Below are 18,801 nucleotides of genomic sequence, written 5' to 3'. Positions count from 1 at the left end.
CTATGAATGATTCGGTTCGACATTTTCAAGGTAAATCTCCGATTTTAGGTCAGAGAGTCTATATAGATCCTAAAGCCGTGGTGATTGGCGATGTTTTATTAGGTGATGATGTTTCTGTTTGGCCTATGGCTGTTTTACGCGGAGATGTGAATTCAATTAAAATTGGCCATGCATGCAGCATTCAAGATGGCGCAATTTTGCATGCGACGCACGATGGCCCCTATACTCCAGGAGGTCAGCCTCTAGCATTGGGTCAAGGTATAACTATAGGCCATAAAGCAGTATTACACGCCTGTACCATTGATGATTTCTGTCTTATTGGTATGGGGGCGTTAATTTTGGATAAAGTACACATTCAGCACCATGTCATGGTTGCAGCTGGATCGTTAGTTGCTCCTGGTAAAGTGTTGGAAAGTGGTTATTTATACCTTGGTAACCCAGCTAAAAAGATAAGGACATTGACAGATAAGGAACTAGAGTCGCTTGAGTATTCAGCGCATCACTATGTTCGTATTAAAGACAAGTATTTGGCCTCATTGTAATTCTTAAAAAAATCTTTGTTCCTCATTTCAAGTTATCTTTTTTCGAGTTAAGAAAGATGGCTATAAAATTCAATCCGAAAATACTAAGTATTCTCTACTTGGGCTTTAATTCTTTGAAATTCCCGGAAATCGATTGGTTAATTTTTGATCTAAAATATAAGAAATAATAAAACAATGGATCACTTCATGCAAACACCTTTGGAAGAAGAAATTTTAAAAACAGAAAGATTAAGAACGACAATTTTATTTATTGTTTTTACACTTTTATCCCTCATGTGGCTAATCTTTATTTTATTTTACCCAGAGGTGTTTTTTCAAAATGACAGGTTATTTGCCTTACTTTTACCTGCTTATTTATCAAGTGCAGCCCTCTATTTTCTTCTAATGCGCATTGTCATTAACAAATATATTGTCCATAAAAAAAATTTACCTATAATCTTGCGTTATTTTGATGCATTTATTGAAATAAATATTCCGACTTTAGGAATCATCATAGCTTGTAACTTCCAAACCCCTGTATATGTCCTTTTGATGCCGCCTGTTTTGCTCTATTTTATTTTTATTATTCTTTCTTCCTTAACATTGAACGAATGGATATGCCGTTTTTCCGGGATGGTTGCAGCTCTTGAGTATTGGGGCATGTCCTATTACGTCTTAAAGTATACAAATATCCATAATATTCCTTATTATTTAGTAGCAGGATTTGCATTCACATCACGCGGATTTATTATATTGATAAGTGGTTTTGTTACTGGTTTTGTTACAACTCAAATCAAAAAACAGCTGTTTGCTTCTTTTGATGCACAAAAAGAAAGGGATCGAATTGAAAGCATATTTGGCCGGCATGTTTCACCTGAAGTTGCTGCTAAATTGTTATCTAAGGATGGTAAATCCAGTGAATACATCCCTGTCTGCATTATGTTTTTAGATATTAGAAATTTTTCTCATTTCTCTGAGCAAAACGACCCTTCTATAGTCGTCAATTATTTAAATCAATTGTTTAAACATATGGTCAAAATCATTCAAGATAATAAAGGAATTATAAATAAATTCTTGGGGGACGGTTTCATGGCCGTATTTGGTGCCCCTCTTTCGAGTGGAACTGATGTCGCTAATGCTGTAACTGCTGCAATGGAAATAATAAAACGTACTGAAGAGGAAATAAAAAAGGGGAACTTACCTGATTTAAAATTAGGAATTGGTTTACACTTTGGTTATGCGGTGACAGGCACTATTGGTACAAAAAAACGTCAAGAATATACAATCATTGGGGATGTAGTCAATTCAGCTGCCCATATAGAACAGTTAAATAAAACCTATCATTCTCATGTGCTCATCTCAGAAGATGCAATGAAAGAAGTACCTCATATTCAAGGGGTATTTGTAGGGAATGCCATTCTGAAACATCGCGATAATCCAATTAAATTATATCGATTAGCCTAATTACCCACGCTATCCATCAATACAATTCCAGGAAAGACAGCATGGAACTGTACTGCGAAATGTATGCAGGTAAATCACTTTCACTAAAAAAATCTAATCATTTCAGATGAATCAAATGATTAGATTTTTTATTGGATTTAAATTGTTCAATATCATGAGTGTTCTTTATCTACTCCCATCGCCTTTTTGATTCTGACTGGAGTTTTCACCTGAGGAGAAATTTCTTTTTGAGGATTCATTCGATTGATTTTTACCTGATGAAGATCCTCTTCCAGCTGAGGCTCCTTTTCCAGATGAAGAAGAAGTACCTCTGGAAGATCCTCTACTAGAAGCAGACGAAGATCCACTCCCAGAGGCACTTTGAGATTTATTTTTCATGGACCTTTCCATGTTGCTTGCCATATTGCTTGTCATTTTTTTTGATTGTTGGGAAAACTCTTGTGCTCTTTGATTTGCTTCAGAAGATATATTCATCCATGAATCTTCAAAAATGTTAAAGAGCTGTGACATGTAATCCAAACTTTTATGGCCGTTACTTATAAACATTTGGACATTGCGTTCCATGAATGATTTGGGATCATGGGCTGATGTGAGCTCTTCAGGATTAAACATGTCCTGAAATGTTTTCACATTTAATTCAGCAATTTGCTTTAGGGGGTGGTTCATTTTATTAAATAAATTTGAATTGGAATTTTGCATCATACTCTCCTTGTTTTATCGCATAATTATCAGATTTTTTTAAATTATCTCTTTCAATCATTATTTCAAAATCCTTCTGGGAACTTCAATGATGAAGTCTAGACCGTGAGTCATCTTTTTTCACCATATGTTTTTGAGACGCTTTTTTAATTTTTGCTTTTTGTGGTTTTGTTGCTGCCTTTTTTGCTGGTTTTTCTTTTTGTAACGAGAGTAAAAGATGTTGTTTTAAATAATGCATTTGTTCTTTCAATACATAAGCCTCCTCATCAGACAATACTTTTTGAGCTTTAGAGAACATAGTACCCTCTTCCTCATGGACGTGGTGTTGTACAATTTCTTTTAATTTTTCAACTTTTTTTATCCAGGAAGAACCAAATTCTTTTGAGTGGAGAATGAGACCAATCTGGTCTTCTATTTCTTTATGCTCCTTGTATCCATGGTTGGCTTCATCTTGAGTGGTATCATAATTTTTTAATGCTTTATAAAAAGTTTCCTGTTCCGAATGAGCGTGTACAAGAAGCTCTTGACAAATTAAAGAAACAATTTGCTGTTTACGTTCCAGAACCTCCGAATCTTCAAATTGTTTAAATAAATGGTTTACATGCTCATGGTCTAATTTTAAATATTTATAGATATCCATAACTCATCTCCCTTTATGGTGTCATGACAACTTTGATGCAACCATCTGATTTTTCATTAAATAATTCATAAGCTCGAGGGGCATCCTTTAATTTAATCCGATGAGTGATAATCTTTGTAGGATCTATATCACCTTCCAATATCTTGTTTAACAGAAGCTCTGTATAGCGGGGGACATGAGTTTGACCCATTTTGAAAGTCAATCCTTTATTCATCGCAGTCCCAAAAGGAATGTTATCTAAATTTCCTACATAAACTCCGGGTACGGATACTGTGCCTCCTTTGGCACAACACTCTATAGCTTCCCTGAGGACATGGGCTCGTCCCGAAGTTAAAAATGTTGCCTGTTTTACCCGATCCATAATAGAATCAAGGGTAGGACCTACATGGGCTTCGCACCCTACTGCATCAATACATGCATCTGGCCCTTTCCCTTTAGTCATTACCATTAATGCATCATAAACATCTTCATTTTTAAAATTGATTGTCTCTGCATGCCCATAAGTTTGAGCAAGCCTTAAGCGTTCTGCAACACAATCAATCGCAATGACTCGTCCAGCTCCTAGCATCCAGGCACTCTGTATTGCAAATTGTCCTACCGGACCACAACCCCAGATAGCAACAGTATCACCATCTTTAATTTGGCAATTTTCTGCCGCCATATAACCGGTGGGTAAGATATCACTTAAAAACAGAACCTGCTCATCTGGTATATCAGAGGGTACTTTAATAGGTCCTATATCCGAATAAGGAACTCGAACAAATTCAGCTTGGCCGCCTGGATATCCTCCAAGTAGGTGAGAATACCCAAATAATCCTGCAGGAGATTGTCCTAATTGTTGTCTTGCCAATTCATTATTAGGGTTAGAACATTCACATAAAGAAAATAATTTTCTTTTGCAAAAGGAACATTGGCCGCAAGAAATGGTAAATGGGACTACAACTTTATCCCCTATTTTTAATTTTTTATTTCCTTTAGCAAGGTCGACCACTTCACCCATAAATTCATGGCCTAAGATATCTCCTGACTCCATTGTAGGCATTAAATCATCATAAAGGTGTAAATCTGACCCACAAATTGCTGTCGCAGTAATTTTAATGATTGCATCCTGCTTATTTATAAGATAAGGCTCAGGAACACTCTCCACTTTTACATCATGCTTTCCATGCCAACATAGTGCTTTCATGATTATTCTCCATTAATCCTGAGTTATTCCAGCTTTAACTAAGTTTAGTTTAATTAGAAGCCAAAACAAGGTTGTTATAGAAAATATTTTTTTCACTATTTAAATGAAAATATTAGAGTTATTCGAGACAAAAAATTCTCTTTTTGTGATAGAAATTATTAAATCTTTCTAAAGAAAATTAAAAAAATATATTATAAAAATCAGTACCTTTTTTAAATAAAATAAATAAATTTATGAAAAAATAATAGAATAATTTCAACTTTGGTCAACAGAAATTCGATCGATTTACGAAATTCCTTCATTTTATAGTGTAATATTTAAATTATTGCTTGAATCATAATTGGTCATGATGGTGCTCTATAAACTTTACAAGGATTGAAACTATGGCGTCACTTGATGGTCTTAAAATAGCTATTCTGTTAACCGATGGTTTTGAACAAGTCGAGATGGTAAAACCAAGAGAGGCCTTACAAAGCTTGGGAGCCCAAACCTTCCTCATTTCAAATAAGGCATCCGTGCAAGGATGGAATCACACAGAAAAAGCAGATTTTTTTAAAGTGGATGTTTTTTTGGAAAATGCAAATCCTAATGAATATGATGCCTTACTGTTACCTGGCGGAGTAAGGAATCCTGATACATTACGCACAATTCCTGAAGCAATAGATTTTATTAAAAACATACATGAACATCACAAAGTAATTGGTGCTATTTGCCATGGCCCATGGCTTCTTATAAATGCAAAAATAATCAATGCAAGACGTCTGACTTCCTGGCCTTCAATAAAAATAGATTTAATTAATGCAGGTGGAACCTGGATTAATCGTTCTGTAGTCCAAGACAGAAATATAGTTACCAGCAGAAAACCAGAAGATATTCCAGATTTTAATCAAGTCTTAATTGAACAATTAATAAATTATAAAAAACACCATTCACATATGAAAATTGAGTTTTAGTAGCTCTAGAATCCCAATAATTTTCTTGAAAACAGGGTGTGTTAATACACCCTGCTTTGAGCTGATTGCTACTTGCCACGAGAATGTTCCCCTCCTTTTTTACGATCAGCATCAGTTAAATGATGCCCTTTAGATGCACTTTTATGTGGTGTTGTAGTGCCGCCTTTGTTTCCGCCCTTCATGTTTTTATTTTGTGTTTTCATATTCATCATCTCCTTTGAAGTTAAAGAGCATTAATTGCTCACCTAGATAAAGTAGTACACTTTTCAACCTGCATCAAATAATCATCTGCATGTGGGTTAAGATAATTCAAAAGAATTTATTAAATAAAATCTCAAAACTTCGAACAAAAAATTAATTTATTTTATACTTAACTTATCAGGATGAGATTAAGGATAAAAAAAATGGAACCTCATGACTGTTTAATAAACCTATCTCAAAAGTTTCCAAACGCATGGAATTTAATCACGCAATTCAGGGAGCAAAACTATTTCAAATGCGAATGGCCTTCTTGGTGTTTTCTTCCCAATGATGCATGGCAAGGAATTATTTCGAGAGAATATAATACATCTTATTTAAAACCCTACCAAAAACAAGAAGCTTCTTTATTAGCCGCAGTAGGTACGTGGCGTTACACTCAAGGAATTTACCGATTTAACAAAAATTTTTATGAAAAAATTACCGAACATAGTGAAAAAAATAATTTAAATGAATCTTTGTTTTATTCACTTCCAGAATGGTCCATTTATATTGAAACACCTGATTTAAAATGGAGTGATAATTTTTTATATGGTTTTTGGTGCCATTTGGCCTGGGATAACCAGAAAAAATTCAGTGAACTTCGATTTGTATTAAACACCGAGAAATTAATCTCCATTTCGCTCCCTTTAAATAAAGGAACTATAAATAACATCATTCATAATAAATTAAATCCTGGATTCCTCCCATTGTTATCTGTGAATCCTCTAAGTACAATGTGCCTGCTCACCTATCATTTATGCTCACCCAGAGTGGATATTATAAACCCTTTAGGAAAGATTCCGAGGTTTCCAGAACCAAAAATGTATAAAGGAAATCTAAAAATATTTCCCCCCAACAATCCTAGTTTCTGGACTGTCGATTTGAATGAAACTTATAAAAATGAAATTAATATTTCAAAGGGTAATTTTCTCAGGAATTAAAAAAAGCACTGAAATAATCAGTGCTTTTAAAAGGTCAAAAAGGAATACTTCTTAGGATAAGCGATCATAATAGCTGTCAATCGTGGTGGGCCAGGTTGCCATGTCAGGCCAATGATCTTTATCAAATCCATATTCTCTTTTTAATTTTGATTTATCCACATTAAGAATAAAACAATCTTCGTTTTCATTGTAACTTATACTTTTCCATGGAAAAGCAAAATACTCGCTCCCCATACCTAAAAAGCCTCCAAAAGCCAAAACCACATAGCGAGTTTGGCCGGAAAGTTTATCCATCACTATTTCTTTTATTTCACCTAAAGATTCCAGTTCAGGAGATTTTACTTCTTTCCCTATCACATCTTCTGTTTTGACAATGTTGAAATGTTCCATATTCATCTCCCGTTATATATATAGAGGTTTTTGTTAAGCACCTCGGGTAAGTAATACGATGATTAAAATAAGAAGGATTAGCCCAACTCCTCCACTTGGATAATAACCCCATCCAGAACTGTAGGGCCATGTAGGCAAAACAGCTAAAAGAATCACAATTAAAACAATGAGAAGAAGTAAATTCATAATCAATTCCTTTTAAAAATAAACTAATAAGATACATCTCTCCTAATAATAGATTAACTTAAGTAAGTAGACTATGAACCACATAAAATATTTATAAATTTTCTTAGTTTATTAATAAGTTATTGTCTAAACTTTAATAAAAATAATGAAAAAAAAATTAATAAATCCATATAAATCACTGATATCACTATCAGATATTATATTTTTAATAATTTAATAAATTACTATTAAGATTCATTTAATTAATGATTTTTTCCAAATTCAAAAAATATAAATCAAATCGTAGGTGATTACTTTGAAAATATCAGCGCGGTTAAAAAATTTATCATCAAAAATAACTAGAGAAGTTACATTTGATCAGCTATTACACGATTTTCATAAAAAAGATAATTTCTTTTTAATAATCCTGTTGGCTATTCCTCCTGCCACGCCATTATCATTTATCCCGGGCTTTTCTGCTCTTTTTGGAGCCTGTATTGCTTTGATTTGTATTCAGCTATTCCTTGGAAAAAATAAGATGTGGTTCCCCGCAAAGCTTACAAAACAAAAAGTACCAAATAACCTTAAAAAAGGAATATTAAAAATAATACCCTATGTAGCGTATTTGGAAAAATACATAAAAAAAAGAGGTCTATGGGTAAGTTCTTACTACATGAAGTATTTTTTTATCTTATTTATTTTAATTTTAAGTATTTTGCTAATGCTTCCAATTCCTTACGTCGATTTAGTTTCTTCCTCGTCCATTATCATTTTATCTATGGGTATAATTAAAAGAGATGCATTGCTTATCTTTGGCGCACTTGTTCTGATAATTATTTACCTATGCTTTCTTTATTATATTTTACGTACCGCTCTATTTTTAACATTTAAAGCCTATAATTTTATTAAGTCGTTATTTACTTAAATGTTTTTGATTAGATTATAAAAAAAATATGAAAACAATTATCAAGAAAAAGAATTTAAGAGAACGAATTATATGGCGGTCGATAAAATGGCCGATCATGCTGGTATGTGCGAGTTTACTTTTTTTATTTGTAAGTCTTCAAGACTTCTATTCCATGCTACCCGGGTGGTATTTTGTAGTGATTGGCAGTGCAAAATTGGCAAATATATTGCTAATTACTTCAGTTTTATTAGCATTTTATAATATTCTAGTCTTTACCTGTGTTTTTTATATGCAAAAAGTAGGATTGTCCAATCCGCCTATTGCACTCATCTTACAAAGCTTTAGAGAAAGTGCAAAAATTATTTTTATTCTTATTTGGGGAAATATTCTATTTTCCATTGCGATACCATCAAAAAATGTTCTTATGTATACCAATAAAATTTTTACAATATCTCTTATTTTGTCCATAAGCTGGGTTGGAATAGAAATTTTGAATACGCTTGAAGAATTTTATGAACAGAAAATGCTGTCTTTATCAGAAGAAACACGGATCCATATCACGGAAATCTATACAAAAACCCATATGCTTAAAAACATTGGTTTTATAGTGATTGGAATTATTGCCCTAGCAGCGATTCTAATGAGTTTTAGTAATGTGCGGAGTATGGGGTTGAGCCTTTTGGCATCTGCAGGGTTTATAACTGCCATCATAGGATTCGCAGGTCAAAAAACATTAAGTGCGGTATTCTCGGGATTTTGGATTATTTTAAATGGTTCCATAAAAATTGGGGATACTTTATTTATCCAGGATAAGTGGGCAATCGTTGAGGAAATTACCTTAACAAATGTTCGGCTAAGAATGAAGGACAACCACTATTTGATCATGCCTATAAGCTATTTTTTAGAAAATAAAGTGGAAAGCTTAGGAAGGAAGGAAAATAGTTTAATTACCAGTATTTATTTCTATGTTGATTACATGCTTCCCATATCAGTACTACGACAAGAATTGGATGAAGTTTTAAATCACTCCACTTATTGGGATGGAAACATTAAAAAAATTTTAGTGAACAAACTCAATGAAAATTCAGTTCAGGTTCGCGTCCAGGTAAGCACCACCCATGGTGAAAAAATTTCAGATTTTCGGGCTGAACTTCGTGAAGATTTTTTTAATATTTTACGAGAAAAATACTCCGAATATTTACCTAAAACGCGTCAAATTGGTCTTATAGATCACGAAGAGAAAAAAGAATAAAACATCAGACATGTAGAAAAAGCCATCAAAAAAAAAGTGAGCCATCCAAAAACATTGGACAATAAGGTATTTGTGAATTGCTGCATAATTTTTTTATTATTGGCTATGAGGAGGATGATAATGATAAGAGGCAACGCGACAATACAGTTTATTACCGCAGAAACAATGAGCGCTTTAATTACATTTATTTTTAATAGGTTCATAGCCAAACCTATTAACGTCGATAAAATAATAATTCCATAAAACCATTTTGCTTCATTAAAATCATGAAAAAGGCCTGTCTTGCGGTTAAATATTATGGTTAGAGCATAAGAAGAAGAAATAGCCAAGACAGGAACACCGAGTAGTCCAAGTCCAATTACGCCTAATGAAAAGATGAATTTTGCGATATATCCAGCATAGGGAAAGCCCTGGACAATAGGTTCTAACGCCTTTGCTGCGTCAGCTGCAGTATTAATATTCTGGATGCCATGAGTATGTAAAGTAATAGCAATAACAGCAATAATAGACCAAGTACAAATTTGAGATAGGACCATTCCGATGAAATTATCCTTCCTCAAGGAATAGAGTCTAACATTAGAAATACGCGCCAAACCATTGGATTGAGGAATTTTCATTCTGTGATTTTCTTCTGCCTCTTGAGAAGCTTGCCAAATAAACATATAGGGGGAAATTGATGTACCAAATAATGCGGTTAACATCATAAAATAATCAGTGGAAAAAGTGATTCCCGGAATGAATGTACTTTTTATAAGCTCTAACCACGGTGTTTTCACGATAAAAAGAGAAACCGGATAAACCAGAATAAATAGGCATAGCCATTTTAAAATTTGTACGTATTTCTTATAGGGAAAGTAAATAATAGAAAAAAGGATTACTAACGTAAAAAAGCTTAAGGCAAAAATATTGTTTACAGGAATAATAAGGCTCAGAGATGCGGACATAGCCCCTAAATCAGCTCCTAAATTGATAGTGTTTGCTGTAAACAATAATATAGCTAAGGGTATTAGGATTTTATTACCGTAATACTTTTGAATAATGGATGCTATACCTTTATTTTTAACTGCGCCAATTCGTGCACAGATTTCTTGAATCGCAACCATAAGGGGAACCATTAGCAAAACAGACCATAATTGGCCAAAACCAAATTTTGCGCCCGATTGGGCACATGTTGCAATTCCAGAGGGATCATTATCAGAAATACCAGTAATTAGCCCAGGACCAAGGCGGCTTAAAAACTTGGTTTTTTTCATTGGTGGTTCCCGGCAAATTGATTAAAATAAAAAGGAATCTGTTCTAAAGCATAAAAAGCAGCTAATTTTTGCTTCTGCGATTTTGAACCTGAAAATACAATTGTTTCAGAAAAGAGAATTTTTTTAGAATTATTTTTAATCATCCAAGCAAAACAAATTGTTCCTGGAGTTATCCCATCCATGGGTTTATTACCAGCAATACCAGTAGTAGCCACAGCAATGTTTGCACTTGTATATTGAAGTGCACCCTGGACCATTTCTCGTGCTACCTCTTCACTGGTTAAATTAAATTGCTCTATTGTTTTCTTTTTAACCCCTAAAATTTTTAGTTTGGCTTCTTCAGAATAAGCCACAAACCCCGTATCTAAAACTTCACCACTTTTAGGGACTTTACTTAAAAGGTGAATAATGTACCCGGAAGTGCAGGATTCCGCTGTACTTAATTTTAGATGGTTGAACTTTAAAAAAGAGATTAGCGTTTTCAATTCCTGTTGATTCATCTTAAATCCTGTTAATTAAATAATCTTGAAATATTAAATTTTAGAACGAGCAAGTCCCCTTAAAATGATTCATCGCATTAGATAATTTATTAGAGATTTAAATTCCTTTTTTAATTTTAATTCAAATGTATCTATTTTTCTTCAAAAAAACTTAAGAGATTATTTTTTATAATTTTATCATTATCCTTATCTATGCTACAGGAAGAACTCATTTTTATAAATACTTTCCCTAAACACTTCTAGTCTTAATTGTAAATTTTAATTGCTACTGGACTGTCCTACAGATATGAATGATTTAATTATTTCGTATCAATCTTGCTTATACCCGTATATCAAATAAGCCTTAGTATAAAAAAGGCCTTTTTATCCAAGGCCTTTTGAATGATTTATTTCTTTTTTCCACCGTGGTCTTGTTTATTCACTGTACGCCAGGCACGTTCTTCTGATTCTTTTTTTGAGACGCCTTTTTTCTCATAGGAATCTTCAATATGTTTTGCTTGACGTTTTTGTTTGTCTGTATAACTGGATTTATCACCTTTACTCATGGCAAATCTCCTTTTTAAATAGAAAAATCAAGGTCATACTCAAGATTACAAAATACTATTTTTCTTTATATTATAGTTCGCTATTCCTGTTTTTATTTTAAGACAAATATTTTATTCCATGATCCATGGGAGGTCTTTTAAAATTTTGACAAAAATCAATATACGGCTACGCTTTATATGGTGCAATAAGATATTTCAATAATGATTTGGAGAAAAAAATGGATAATTTAAATATGGATAAGGACAATTTAAAAAATAAATTTAACGATATGAATTCAAATTTAAAAGAAAAGTCCGAAAATATGAAGGAACAAGTAAAAGAATCAGTTAGCGAAATGTACGAAGAAGGGAAAGAAAAATTAAATCATTTAGAAGAATATGTCGAAGAATATGCCCAAGTATTTATTGAAAAAGTAAAAGAAAAACCTTTAACATCCTTACTAATAGCTGGGGGTATAGGCTATCTTTTATCTACTTTTTTAAAAAAATAAATTGAATTATTCAGAAGCCACATATGTGGCTTTTTTTCTTAAATTTATGTATATTTTTTAAAATTTATAAGAAATATTTATAGTATTAATTTTATTTTTCATGCTTACTAATTATAAGCGATAGATTAATTTGACTACTTTTTTAGGAGAACATCATGGACGATTTTGCTAAAAATCCATCCGTAAATAGAGCAAAGGATCATTTAAAGCAAGGATCAAATTTACTCATTGATGAAGGTAAAAGAAAAGCTAGAGAAATGTATGATGAGGGTATGGACAAAGCATCCGAATTTGAACAATCACTCGAAGATTTTGCCAATAATTTAGCAGGAAAAATAAAAGAAAAACCGCTAGGTTCTGTATTAATTGCTGCTGGAATTGGTTATTTATGGGCTAAAATTAGAGGCTAATCGAAAAAAGCGTTAGCTCTAGGACTGCTTATTAAAGAATAGAATCTAGAAAATAAGCAGTCTCCATTCTATAAAAATGAAAGTCGATAATAGTATTTACATTAAATAGTAAATCATCTACGTGAAAGCTCTTTGAGAAAGTTAATATGAAAGCATTATCATTCAACGAATCCTCAGAAGTATCCATTGGCATAGAATTGGAATTTCAAATTATCGACAAATCATCATTTTCCTTATCTTCATGCGCTAAAGAAGTTTTATCTCATATTAAAGGGACTAAATATCGGCTAAAAATTAAGCCTGAGCTAACCCAAAGCATGATTGAAATCAATTCTTCGGTGCATCATGATCTTACAAGTATGTATATCGAATTACATCAAATATATAATTTTCTTTCTTTAAAGGCTTTGGATTTAAATATATCTTTCTGTGGTGGAGGAACGCATCCGTTCCAATCTTGGACTACCCAGGAGATTTACTCTACCAAAGCAAACATTAATTTTGCAAAAGAATACACTTATCTTGCAAAGAGAGCGACTGTATTTGGACAGCATATTCACATAGGATGCAGAGATGCTGAAGATGCACTTTACCTAACACATGCACTGGCTCGGTTTGTACCTCACTTCATTGCCATCTCCGCCTCTTCTCCCTTCTATTTGGGTGTAGAAACAGGTTTTGTTTCAACCCGAACAACAGTTTTTAATACTTTCCCTTTATGCGGCGTAGTACCTTTATTATTAAATTGGGAGGATTTTTCCCAGTATTTCCATAAAATGAAACGCTTAGGTGTTATTAAAAATATGAATGATTTCTTATGGGATATCAGACCAAGGCCGCATTTAGGAACCGTTGAAATTAGGGTTTGTGATACCCCACTCACTTTAAAAAAAGCTATTCTGCTCGGTGCTTACATACAAACGTTATCCCTATATCTATTAAAAGAAAAGCCTTTAAAAATAAATCAAGATTTATACTTGCTATATAATTATAATCGTTTTCAATCGAGCAGGTATGGATTTAAAGGCCGATTTATCAATCCTTTTACCAAACGGCATCGATTCATCGCTGAAGATATTTTAACAACTTTAGGAAAAATAAAAAAATACGCGCATCAATTACAAAATGCTCCCTTTCTCGAATTATTAAAAAATGATGTTTCCACAAGAGATAACGATGCGAAGCAATTAATTGATATTTATCACACAACAAATTCTTTGCATCAAGTGGTGGCCCAACAATGTCAAGAGTGGTCCAATAGTTTGGAACCTCTTATTTAAATCATTTGTGTGCCTTATACCTGGTTTCTATCTATTTTGAACTAATATTAATAGTATTAGTATGAATATCATTTGAAACGAATGCCCGATTATTTCTCTATGAGAGAACAAAATATGAAGGGGAAATAAAATGAAGAAAGAGACAAAATCCACTGAAAAACCACCAGAATCTTACAATCAATTTAAAGAATTTCATGGTCATGTTTATACGGGAATGAAAGTGGGACGTAGCCATTCATGGCTCTATGATCAAGGACAATGGAAAGAAACCAAGATCACTCCAGACAAATGGGAAATTCATTATGCAGTAACAAAAAGGAGAAAAGGCCATGCTCCCGAGGGATCTGGAGTTCCAGTGGGCACTAAATACCATTGGTATATATTGGCGGATCAAGTGGTAGAGAAATTAAATGCAAATGATTATACTACTGAAATGCATGGATTTAAATTTAAACTGGCCCATGAGCGGGCAAACAAAGAAGAATGGAATATTTCTACAAACGCACAAAAGAAACGGCTAATTAAAATTTTGAGAAATATGGCAGACTCATTAGAAGAAGATTTGAAAAACGCCAAAAAAGCCGCTAACGAAACGAAGGAAAAAATACCTTCCTCCCATGTATCTCACAAGAGTAAGCTAGAACATCCTATAGAAAGAAGAGCTCACTAATTGTGATGGGAATGCATTATAAGCTGGGAGCGTCCTTAATCTCTTCTCAGTATTTTTTTCAATGTATCCCAGGGATAAGTATTGAGGACATCTTTTTTTTCTAACCATCCGCGTCGTGCCTGATATACACCCCATTGTATGAAATTAAGGCCACGGATGCTGTGCGCATCACTGGAGATTGCTACTTTAACCCCCTTCTTCTTAGCCATTTTGCAATAAATATCATTGATATCCAATCGATAGGGTTGCGAATTTACCTCGATAAAGCACCCATTTTCTTTGGCTTTGTTCAAAACTTTCTCCATATCTATAGCATATGGGGGACGGGATCGAATCAGTCTCCCTGTGGCATGTCCCAGTATATTAAAATAGGGATTATCCATGGCTCTCAAAATGCGTTCTGTTTGTATTTGTTCTGGAAGTTTGAATTTGGAATGGATAGAGCAAACTACAATGTCTAATTCTTTTAATACCTCATTTGGCAAGTCTAATGAACCATCTTCGAGAATGTCCACCTCAATGGATTTAAGAATCAGAATCCTATCTGATTTGGAATTTAATTTATCAATTTGTTTTATTTGTTGAAGTAAACGTCTTTTATTAAGCCCATTAGTAATAGCAAGATTTTGCGAGTGATCCGTAATTGCAAAATATTCATAACCCATTTCTTCAGCTGCTTTAGCCATCATTTCTAATGTTTCCGTGCCATCTGTTTCGGTAGTATGGGAATGTAAATCGCCTTTTATATCATTGGAACTAATGAGCTTGGGTAATTTATCTTTTTTAGCCTGGATTATTTCATCCGTCCCTTCTCTTAATTCGGGCTCTATAAAAGGTAAACCAAGTTTTTGATATACATCTATCTCTTGTTCACCTGCAATATAATTTTTATCTCTAAAAAGGCCTTTAGGAGTCAAGCGATACTGTCTCTCTAAGGCCAATTGTTCTAATTGTTGCACATGAATGATATTTCCAGTTAGGTGAATTAAAGCAGATCCAAACGATTTTTTGGAAACGAAATGTAAGTTAACTTTCATACCGGACCATAACTTCACGCTAATAAAATGACTTCTAATAAAATAAACATCGGAAACTTCCTGGAAATTGATAAACTGCTGTATCATTTTAGAAGGTTGGTTCGCTTCTATGAGAATATCTATTTGTTCAAAAGTTTCCTTCTTTCGACGCAAATCTCCAGCCCACTCAATGTTTTTGACTCCTGGAAGTTCCTTTAAATGTTTCATTAACAATTCGATAATAGGTATGGCATGATAAAGCCTAATGAAACTCTTTGCCCGAGTGACTGGAACCTTACTTTTAATGGCATCGATTAGGTTTTTATTCATCCATTTTAATTCGTTTAGCTGATTGGATTGCAGAGCTTTTAGTAACTCTCTTTTGGTTGTGATATTGTATTTTTTATTAAGGAGTTCAATTCGCTTTTCACCTAACCCTGGTATTGCTTTTAACTCGCTTATACTTTTCTTTTCTGGATGTATTTTTAAGATTGGCTCTTCATCGGTATGAATAATTTTATTGAGAACCTCTGCAATCCCTTTTCCTATCCAGGGAAGAGAAGTCATATTAAAATGTTCTTGAACCAATGTCACAAGCGGCTTTTCTAAATTTAAGACAACATGGGCAGCGCGTCTATAGGAACGAACTCGATAAGGATTAGCCCCTGAAGCTTCAAGCAATTCCGAAAACTGGTATAGATGATTTGCAATTTCCTTATTACTTTTCATTTGAAAAGCTCAATTGATTACTTTCTTTTATTATAGCAACTGATAATTTTTCTTTTTAAAATCCAGTATCTACATAGTAACCTTAATATCAAATTATAGTGTATTTCATTATAAAGTTATTCTAGAATATCCCTGCTCTATTTGAGATATTTCTACATGACCCATTTAACAAAGGAATGCATTATGAAATCAGTAAAATATTTATCGTTCTTTCTTTATTTTTTCGTTGGAGCCTTAATTTTCACTCAAGGTTCTTATGCCGAAAACACTACAAATATGTCCTCAGAACATATGCAAAAGCCAAACAAAAAAGAAGGGGAAATTTTAGGTACTTTAAGTGTGGTCAATAAAAACGAAATAGCTGCTGCAGAATTAGCTATGAAAAAATCTTCAAATCCTCAAGTAAAAAGTTACGCGAAAATGCTAAAAAAACAACACACTCAAAATCTAAATGAAGGATCAAAACTGGCTAAAAAACTAGGGATTACTCCCATAAAAAATGACAAAGCTAAATCTCTGCAAAAGAAAGGAGAACAAGAGTTGCATAAACTGTCTTCTTTGAATGGGAAAGATTTTGATAAAGCCTATATGAAAGCCATGGTGAAAGGTCATACTGATGTTTTAAACATGGTAGATAATAAAATATTACCTAATGTATCTAATCCCACTTTAAAAAGTTTTGTAGAATCTACACGCTCACACATCCAAATGCATTTAGATCAAGGGGAAAAAATCCAAAACGAACTTAAATAATCTTATTGCATTTCATTAATGAAAAATGCCAATGTATCATGAATCTTCATTGGCATTATAAATATTTAATTCCTTAAACCTTTAATATTATACTTCGAGACGTCCTGACAATTTATCAGAATATTCCTCTTGATTTTGAGTACGTTTCAAAATCCCATAAGTACTTAGCAACTCTCCATTATTATTTTCTACTTTTTTAACTTCGGCTAAATCTATTTTTTTTTCAAGATTATCTAGATGTTTTTCCATTTGTTCAATAATTGCTTGAAAACGACCGCTCACTTCATCTAACTCAGCTTTAATGAGACCAATACTTTTAATCTCTGCTTCTATATTATCCAGCCTTTTTTCTAACATTTTTTATTCCTTAAAACTGTCTTAAATTTTTTAGACTTCTTGGCGAGAAAAAACAAATTATATCTATTTTTCAGCCAATAAGTTAGGGAATACTATCAATTATTATAACTCGAGTCACTTCAGGGATATTCATAATTAAATCTTCGGTGTAGGCTTGAGCTGGAGTTTGGAAGCCACTTGGCGCATGACCTGCCAATATGTGTTTTATAATAATGATAGTGGTCAGCGCGGTTAAAGTGTATCCATTAGGGGTTGTCATTAATGCTATTGTCTTTTTTCCTGAATCATTCGTGACCTCACCATAAATTTTTACTATTGCATTCTGTCTTTGTTGATCATTAGGACCCGGAGGTAATTTATCTATTTTATGTAGGATGTAATTTTTTAGGGGAGCCCAATACAAAACATTTTTAAAGAGATTAATTAATCTTCTAAATCGAATTAATCCCTTAGGAAGGGCCATGTAAGTTTCTATATTCGGGATCTTGGTAGACCACCATGCCGAAGCCAAATCGCCCCATGATATGATGCCACATACTCGATATTTTGAAGAGCCAAAATCAAAAGTCTGAGTTTTCCAACAAAAGGGAACCTTTTTTAATTTCCCATTGCTCCGTATCAGAGATCCTTCAGGCATATCTTCAATCATCGTTTTAGCTGTACCATGGGAAATAGACACATTACTGTCTTTTTGAAAGCCACTAATGGCAAGAACTAACTTTTTTGCATCGGGTAAGTGACGAAGCAAATACAAAGCCAAGCAGTCACTAGGGACTACATCAAAACCAGCACCAGGCAATAACATAATCCCTGCTTTTTTAGCTTGATCATTTAATTGCATGAGTTTTTCGATTACCCTCACCTCACCAGTGATATCCACATAATGAGTTTTAACAGCAAGACATGCCTTTGCCATATTTTCAAAGGTGTGCTTGAAAGGTCCTGCGCAGTGAATTACGGCAATAACATCCTGTAGTGCTCTTTTCGTTTGCTCGAGATCAAGGACATCAAACACTCGATAATCTAAATCGAGTAGATTAGCCTGATGTTTTAATTTCTCTTCATTTCTACCCGCTAGAATGGGTTTTAATCCTTGCTCTATGCCATGTCGCGCAATTAAATTACCTGTATACCCATAAGATCCGTAAATAATAAAATTTTTTTTCATAGGAATATTACCTGAATATTTTAAATTCAGTGTAACCCGAGATTTAATAATGATCGAGCTGCGTGGTTTTAATAATAATTAAATGGAGATGTGGAAGAAAATCCAAATGCAAATAATGTATGAAATATTTAGGACAAGGAATTCAATAAAAACATTAATTTTTGTTTTTATAAATCAAAAAAAAAGCGGCTAAAAAGCCGCTTTCTTACTAATAAAACCCTGGCGATGACCTACTTTCACATGAGGAGACCTCACACTATCATTGGCGCAT

Annotated in this window: 23 protein-coding genes; 11 read left to right on the top strand and 12 right to left on the bottom strand. The window is 33.4% G+C overall.

Features of this window, described 5'->3' with window-relative positions; genetic code table 11:
• Window positions 1-2 precede the first annotated feature (2 nt).
• Window positions 3-542: a gamma carbonic anhydrase family protein gene (locus BU07_RS0106120; protein WP_031564270.1), complete on the top strand. Its 540-nt coding sequence runs from the start codon at window positions 3-5 to the stop codon at window positions 540-542.
• A gap of 186 nt (window positions 543-728) precedes the next feature.
• Entirely contained in the window at window positions 729-1,985 is a 1,257-nt protein-coding gene (locus BU07_RS0106115) for an adenylate/guanylate cyclase domain-containing protein (protein WP_031564268.1), read from the top strand.
• 165 nt (window positions 1,986-2,150) lie between these two features.
• Here BU07_RS0106115 and BU07_RS16970 read toward each other — a convergent pair whose 3' ends face one another.
• The 3 genes from BU07_RS16970 to BU07_RS0106095 form a co-directional block, all read right to left on the bottom strand.
• Window positions 2,151-2,687: a hypothetical protein gene (locus tag BU07_RS16970; protein WP_133134430.1), complete on the bottom strand. Its 537-nt coding sequence runs from the start codon at window positions 2,685-2,687 to the stop codon at window positions 2,151-2,153.
• 82 nt (window positions 2,688-2,769) lie between these two features.
• On the bottom strand, window positions 2,770-3,324 hold the full coding sequence (locus BU07_RS0106100; RefSeq protein ID WP_031564263.1) for a hemerythrin domain-containing protein: 555 nt from the start codon (window positions 3,322-3,324) through the stop codon (window positions 2,770-2,772).
• A 13-nt stretch (window positions 3,325-3,337) separates the two neighbouring features.
• Entirely contained in the window at window positions 3,338-4,510 is a 1,173-nt protein-coding gene (locus BU07_RS0106095; protein WP_031564261.1) for a zinc-dependent alcohol dehydrogenase, read from the bottom strand.
• 383 nt (window positions 4,511-4,893) lie between these two features.
• Between BU07_RS0106095 and BU07_RS0106090 the strand changes: the two genes are divergently transcribed.
• Window positions 4,894-5,463 carry a type 1 glutamine amidotransferase domain-containing protein gene (locus tag BU07_RS0106090; protein WP_031564259.1) on the top strand — a complete coding sequence of 190 codons (570 nt, stop codon included), beginning with the start codon at window positions 4,894-4,896 and terminating at the stop codon, window positions 5,461-5,463.
• 68 nt (window positions 5,464-5,531) lie between these two features.
• Here the strand turns inward: BU07_RS0106090 and BU07_RS17800 are convergent, their stop codons facing one another.
• The gene (locus BU07_RS17800; protein WP_278030591.1) at window positions 5,532-5,666 is read right to left on the bottom strand and encodes a hypothetical protein; all 135 of its coding nucleotides are present in this window, start codon (window positions 5,664-5,666) and stop codon (window positions 5,532-5,534) included.
• Window positions 5,667-5,867: 201 nt separating this feature from the next.
• Here BU07_RS17800 and BU07_RS0106080 point away from each other — a divergent pair, with 201 nt between their 5' ends.
• Window positions 5,868-6,644 carry an AcrVA2 family anti-CRISPR protein gene (locus BU07_RS0106080; protein WP_031564257.1) on the top strand — a complete coding sequence of 259 codons (777 nt, stop codon included), beginning with the start codon at window positions 5,868-5,870 and terminating at the stop codon, window positions 6,642-6,644.
• A gap of 51 nt (window positions 6,645-6,695) precedes the next feature.
• On the opposite strand, the gene BU07_RS0106075 is transcribed toward BU07_RS0106080, so the two are convergent.
• Together BU07_RS0106075 and BU07_RS17205 are read right to left on the bottom strand one after the other, a co-directional pair.
• Window positions 6,696-7,034, bottom strand: coding sequence for a PRC-barrel domain-containing protein (locus BU07_RS0106075; protein ID WP_031564253.1), 339 nt, complete (start codon window positions 7,032-7,034; stop codon window positions 6,696-6,698).
• 33 nt (window positions 7,035-7,067) lie between these two features.
• Window positions 7,068-7,220, bottom strand: a complete 153-nt coding sequence (locus BU07_RS17205; protein ID WP_084157807.1) for a DUF3309 family protein — start codon at window positions 7,218-7,220, stop codon at window positions 7,068-7,070.
• 295 nt (window positions 7,221-7,515) lie between these two features.
• On the opposite strand from BU07_RS17205, the gene BU07_RS0106065 reads away from it, so the two are divergent.
• Together BU07_RS0106065 and BU07_RS0106060 are read left to right on the top strand one after the other, a co-directional pair.
• Complete coding sequence (locus BU07_RS0106065; RefSeq protein ID WP_031564251.1) at window positions 7,516-8,124, top strand: exopolysaccharide biosynthesis protein; 609 nt, start codon at window positions 7,516-7,518, stop codon at window positions 8,122-8,124.
• A gap of 28 nt (window positions 8,125-8,152) precedes the next feature.
• A complete protein-coding gene (locus BU07_RS0106060; RefSeq protein WP_031564250.1) occupies window positions 8,153-9,358 on the top strand; it encodes a mechanosensitive ion channel family protein in 1,206 nt (401 codons plus the stop codon).
• On the opposite strand, the gene BU07_RS0106055 is transcribed toward BU07_RS0106060, so the two are convergent.
• From BU07_RS0106055 to BU07_RS17540, 3 genes are all read right to left on the bottom strand, one after another.
• Window positions 9,337-10,611, bottom strand: a complete 1,275-nt coding sequence (locus BU07_RS0106055) for an NRAMP family divalent metal transporter (protein WP_031564247.1) — start codon at window positions 10,609-10,611, stop codon at window positions 9,337-9,339. The genes BU07_RS0106060 and BU07_RS0106055 overlap by 22 nt on opposite strands.
• Entirely contained in the window at window positions 10,608-11,111 is a 504-nt protein-coding gene (locus tag BU07_RS0106050) for a CinA family protein (protein ID WP_031564246.1), read from the bottom strand. Before BU07_RS0106050 ends, BU07_RS0106055 begins: the two co-directional genes overlap by 4 nt.
• Window positions 11,112-11,497: 386 nt before the next feature.
• Window positions 11,498-11,656 carry a hypothetical protein gene (locus BU07_RS17540; protein WP_031564244.1) on the bottom strand — a complete coding sequence of 53 codons (159 nt, stop codon included), beginning with the start codon at window positions 11,654-11,656 and terminating at the stop codon, window positions 11,498-11,500.
• A 218-nt stretch (window positions 11,657-11,874) separates the two neighbouring features.
• On the opposite strand from BU07_RS17540, the gene BU07_RS0106040 reads away from it, so the two are divergent.
• From BU07_RS0106040 to BU07_RS16965, 4 genes are all read left to right on the top strand, one after another.
• Window positions 11,875-12,147 (top strand): hypothetical protein, encoded by a 273-nt coding sequence (locus BU07_RS0106040; protein ID WP_031564242.1) that lies wholly within the window; start codon window positions 11,875-11,877, stop codon window positions 12,145-12,147.
• Between the two features lie 155 nt (window positions 12,148-12,302).
• Window positions 12,303-12,557 carry a hypothetical protein gene (locus tag BU07_RS0106035; protein WP_031564241.1) on the top strand — a complete coding sequence of 85 codons (255 nt, stop codon included), beginning with the start codon at window positions 12,303-12,305 and terminating at the stop codon, window positions 12,555-12,557.
• 146 nt (window positions 12,558-12,703) lie between these two features.
• On the top strand, window positions 12,704-13,837 hold the full coding sequence (locus BU07_RS0106030) for a YbdK family carboxylate-amine ligase (RefSeq protein WP_031564240.1): 1,134 nt from the start codon (window positions 12,704-12,706) through the stop codon (window positions 13,835-13,837).
• Between the two features lie 130 nt (window positions 13,838-13,967).
• Window positions 13,968-14,507, top strand: coding sequence for a hypothetical protein (locus BU07_RS16965; protein ID WP_051635491.1), 540 nt, complete (start codon window positions 13,968-13,970; stop codon window positions 14,505-14,507).
• Window positions 14,508-14,542: 35 nt separating this feature from the next.
• Here the strand turns inward: BU07_RS16965 and BU07_RS0106020 are convergent, their stop codons facing one another.
• Window positions 14,543-16,252, bottom strand: coding sequence for a DNA polymerase/3'-5' exonuclease PolX (locus tag BU07_RS0106020; protein WP_031564236.1), 1,710 nt, complete (start codon window positions 16,250-16,252; stop codon window positions 14,543-14,545).
• Window positions 16,253-16,435: 183 nt separating this feature from the next.
• Between BU07_RS0106020 and BU07_RS0106015 the strand changes: the two genes are divergently transcribed.
• The gene (locus tag BU07_RS0106015; protein WP_051635490.1) at window positions 16,436-17,005 is read left to right on the top strand and encodes a DUF4142 domain-containing protein; all 570 of its coding nucleotides are present in this window, start codon (window positions 16,436-16,438) and stop codon (window positions 17,003-17,005) included.
• Window positions 17,006-17,092: 87 nt separating this feature from the next.
• On the opposite strand, the gene BU07_RS0106010 is transcribed toward BU07_RS0106015, so the two are convergent.
• Both BU07_RS0106010 and BU07_RS0106005 read right to left on the bottom strand, forming a co-directional pair.
• Window positions 17,093-17,362 (bottom strand): hypothetical protein, encoded by a 270-nt coding sequence (locus BU07_RS0106010; RefSeq protein WP_031564231.1) that lies wholly within the window; start codon window positions 17,360-17,362, stop codon window positions 17,093-17,095.
• Between the two features lie 82 nt (window positions 17,363-17,444).
• Window positions 17,445-18,530: a saccharopine dehydrogenase family protein gene (locus tag BU07_RS0106005; RefSeq protein ID WP_031564230.1), complete on the bottom strand. Its 1,086-nt coding sequence runs from the start codon at window positions 18,528-18,530 to the stop codon at window positions 17,445-17,447.
• Between the last annotated feature and the right edge of the window lie 271 nt (window positions 18,531-18,801).

This window comes from Legionella wadsworthii DSM 21896 = ATCC 33877, assembly GCF_000701265.1.
GTDB classification, from domain to species: domain Bacteria; phylum Pseudomonadota; class Gammaproteobacteria; order Legionellales; family Legionellaceae; genus Legionella; species Legionella wadsworthii.
This window is presented reverse-complemented; position numbering and strand designations above follow the sequence as displayed.

Coding starts and splice junctions, on each gene's coding strand:
- BU07_RS0106090 (WP_031564259.1), top strand. CDS start 4,894: ATGGCGTCACTTGATGGTCTTAAAATAGCTATTCTGTTAACCGATGGT.
- BU07_RS0106015 (WP_051635490.1), top strand. CDS start 16,436: ATGAAATCAGTAAAATATTTATCGTTCTTTCTTTATTTTTTCGTTGGA.
- BU07_RS0106040 (WP_031564242.1), top strand. CDS start 11,875: ATGGATAATTTAAATATGGATAAGGACAATTTAAAAAATAAATTTAAC.
- BU07_RS16970 (WP_133134430.1), bottom strand. CDS start 2,687: ATGATGCAAAATTCCAATTCAAATTTATTTAATAAAATGAACCACCCC.
- BU07_RS0106020 (WP_031564236.1), bottom strand. CDS start 16,252: ATGAAAAGTAATAAGGAAATTGCAAATCATCTATACCAGTTTTCGGAA.
- BU07_RS17205 (WP_084157807.1), bottom strand. CDS start 7,220: ATGAATTTACTTCTTCTCATTGTTTTAATTGTGATTCTTTTAGCTGTT.
- BU07_RS0106120 (WP_031564270.1), top strand. CDS start 3: ATGAATGATTCGGTTCGACATTTTCAAGGTAAATCTCCGATTTTAGGT.
- BU07_RS16965 (WP_051635491.1), top strand. CDS start 13,968: ATGAAGAAAGAGACAAAATCCACTGAAAAACCACCAGAATCTTACAAT.
- BU07_RS0106055 (WP_031564247.1), bottom strand. CDS start 10,611: ATGAAAAAAACCAAGTTTTTAAGCCGCCTTGGTCCTGGGCTAATTACT.
- BU07_RS0106005 (WP_031564230.1), bottom strand. CDS start 18,530: ATGAAAAAAAATTTTATTATTTACGGATCTTATGGGTATACAGGTAAT.
- BU07_RS0106060 (WP_031564250.1), top strand. CDS start 8,153: ATGAAAACAATTATCAAGAAAAAGAATTTAAGAGAACGAATTATATGG.
- BU07_RS0106010 (WP_031564231.1), bottom strand. CDS start 17,362: ATGTTAGAAAAAAGGCTGGATAATATAGAAGCAGAGATTAAAAGTATT.
- BU07_RS0106080 (WP_031564257.1), top strand. CDS start 5,868: ATGGAACCTCATGACTGTTTAATAAACCTATCTCAAAAGTTTCCAAAC.
- BU07_RS0106115 (WP_031564268.1), top strand. CDS start 729: ATGCAAACACCTTTGGAAGAAGAAATTTTAAAAACAGAAAGATTAAGA.
- BU07_RS0106075 (WP_031564253.1), bottom strand. CDS start 7,034: ATGGAACATTTCAACATTGTCAAAACAGAAGATGTGATAGGGAAAGAA.
- BU07_RS0106100 (WP_031564263.1), bottom strand. CDS start 3,324: ATGGATATCTATAAATATTTAAAATTAGACCATGAGCATGTAAACCAT.
- BU07_RS17540 (WP_031564244.1), bottom strand. CDS start 11,656: ATGAGTAAAGGTGATAAATCCAGTTATACAGACAAACAAAAACGTCAA.
- BU07_RS0106050 (WP_031564246.1), bottom strand. CDS start 11,111: ATGAATCAACAGGAATTGAAAACGCTAATCTCTTTTTTAAAGTTCAAC.
- BU07_RS0106035 (WP_031564241.1), top strand. CDS start 12,303: ATGGACGATTTTGCTAAAAATCCATCCGTAAATAGAGCAAAGGATCAT.
- BU07_RS0106095 (WP_031564261.1), bottom strand. CDS start 4,510: ATGAAAGCACTATGTTGGCATGGAAAGCATGATGTAAAAGTGGAGAGT.
- BU07_RS17800 (WP_278030591.1), bottom strand. CDS start 5,666: ATGAAAACACAAAATAAAAACATGAAGGGCGGAAACAAAGGCGGCACT.
- BU07_RS0106030 (WP_031564240.1), top strand. CDS start 12,704: ATGAAAGCATTATCATTCAACGAATCCTCAGAAGTATCCATTGGCATA.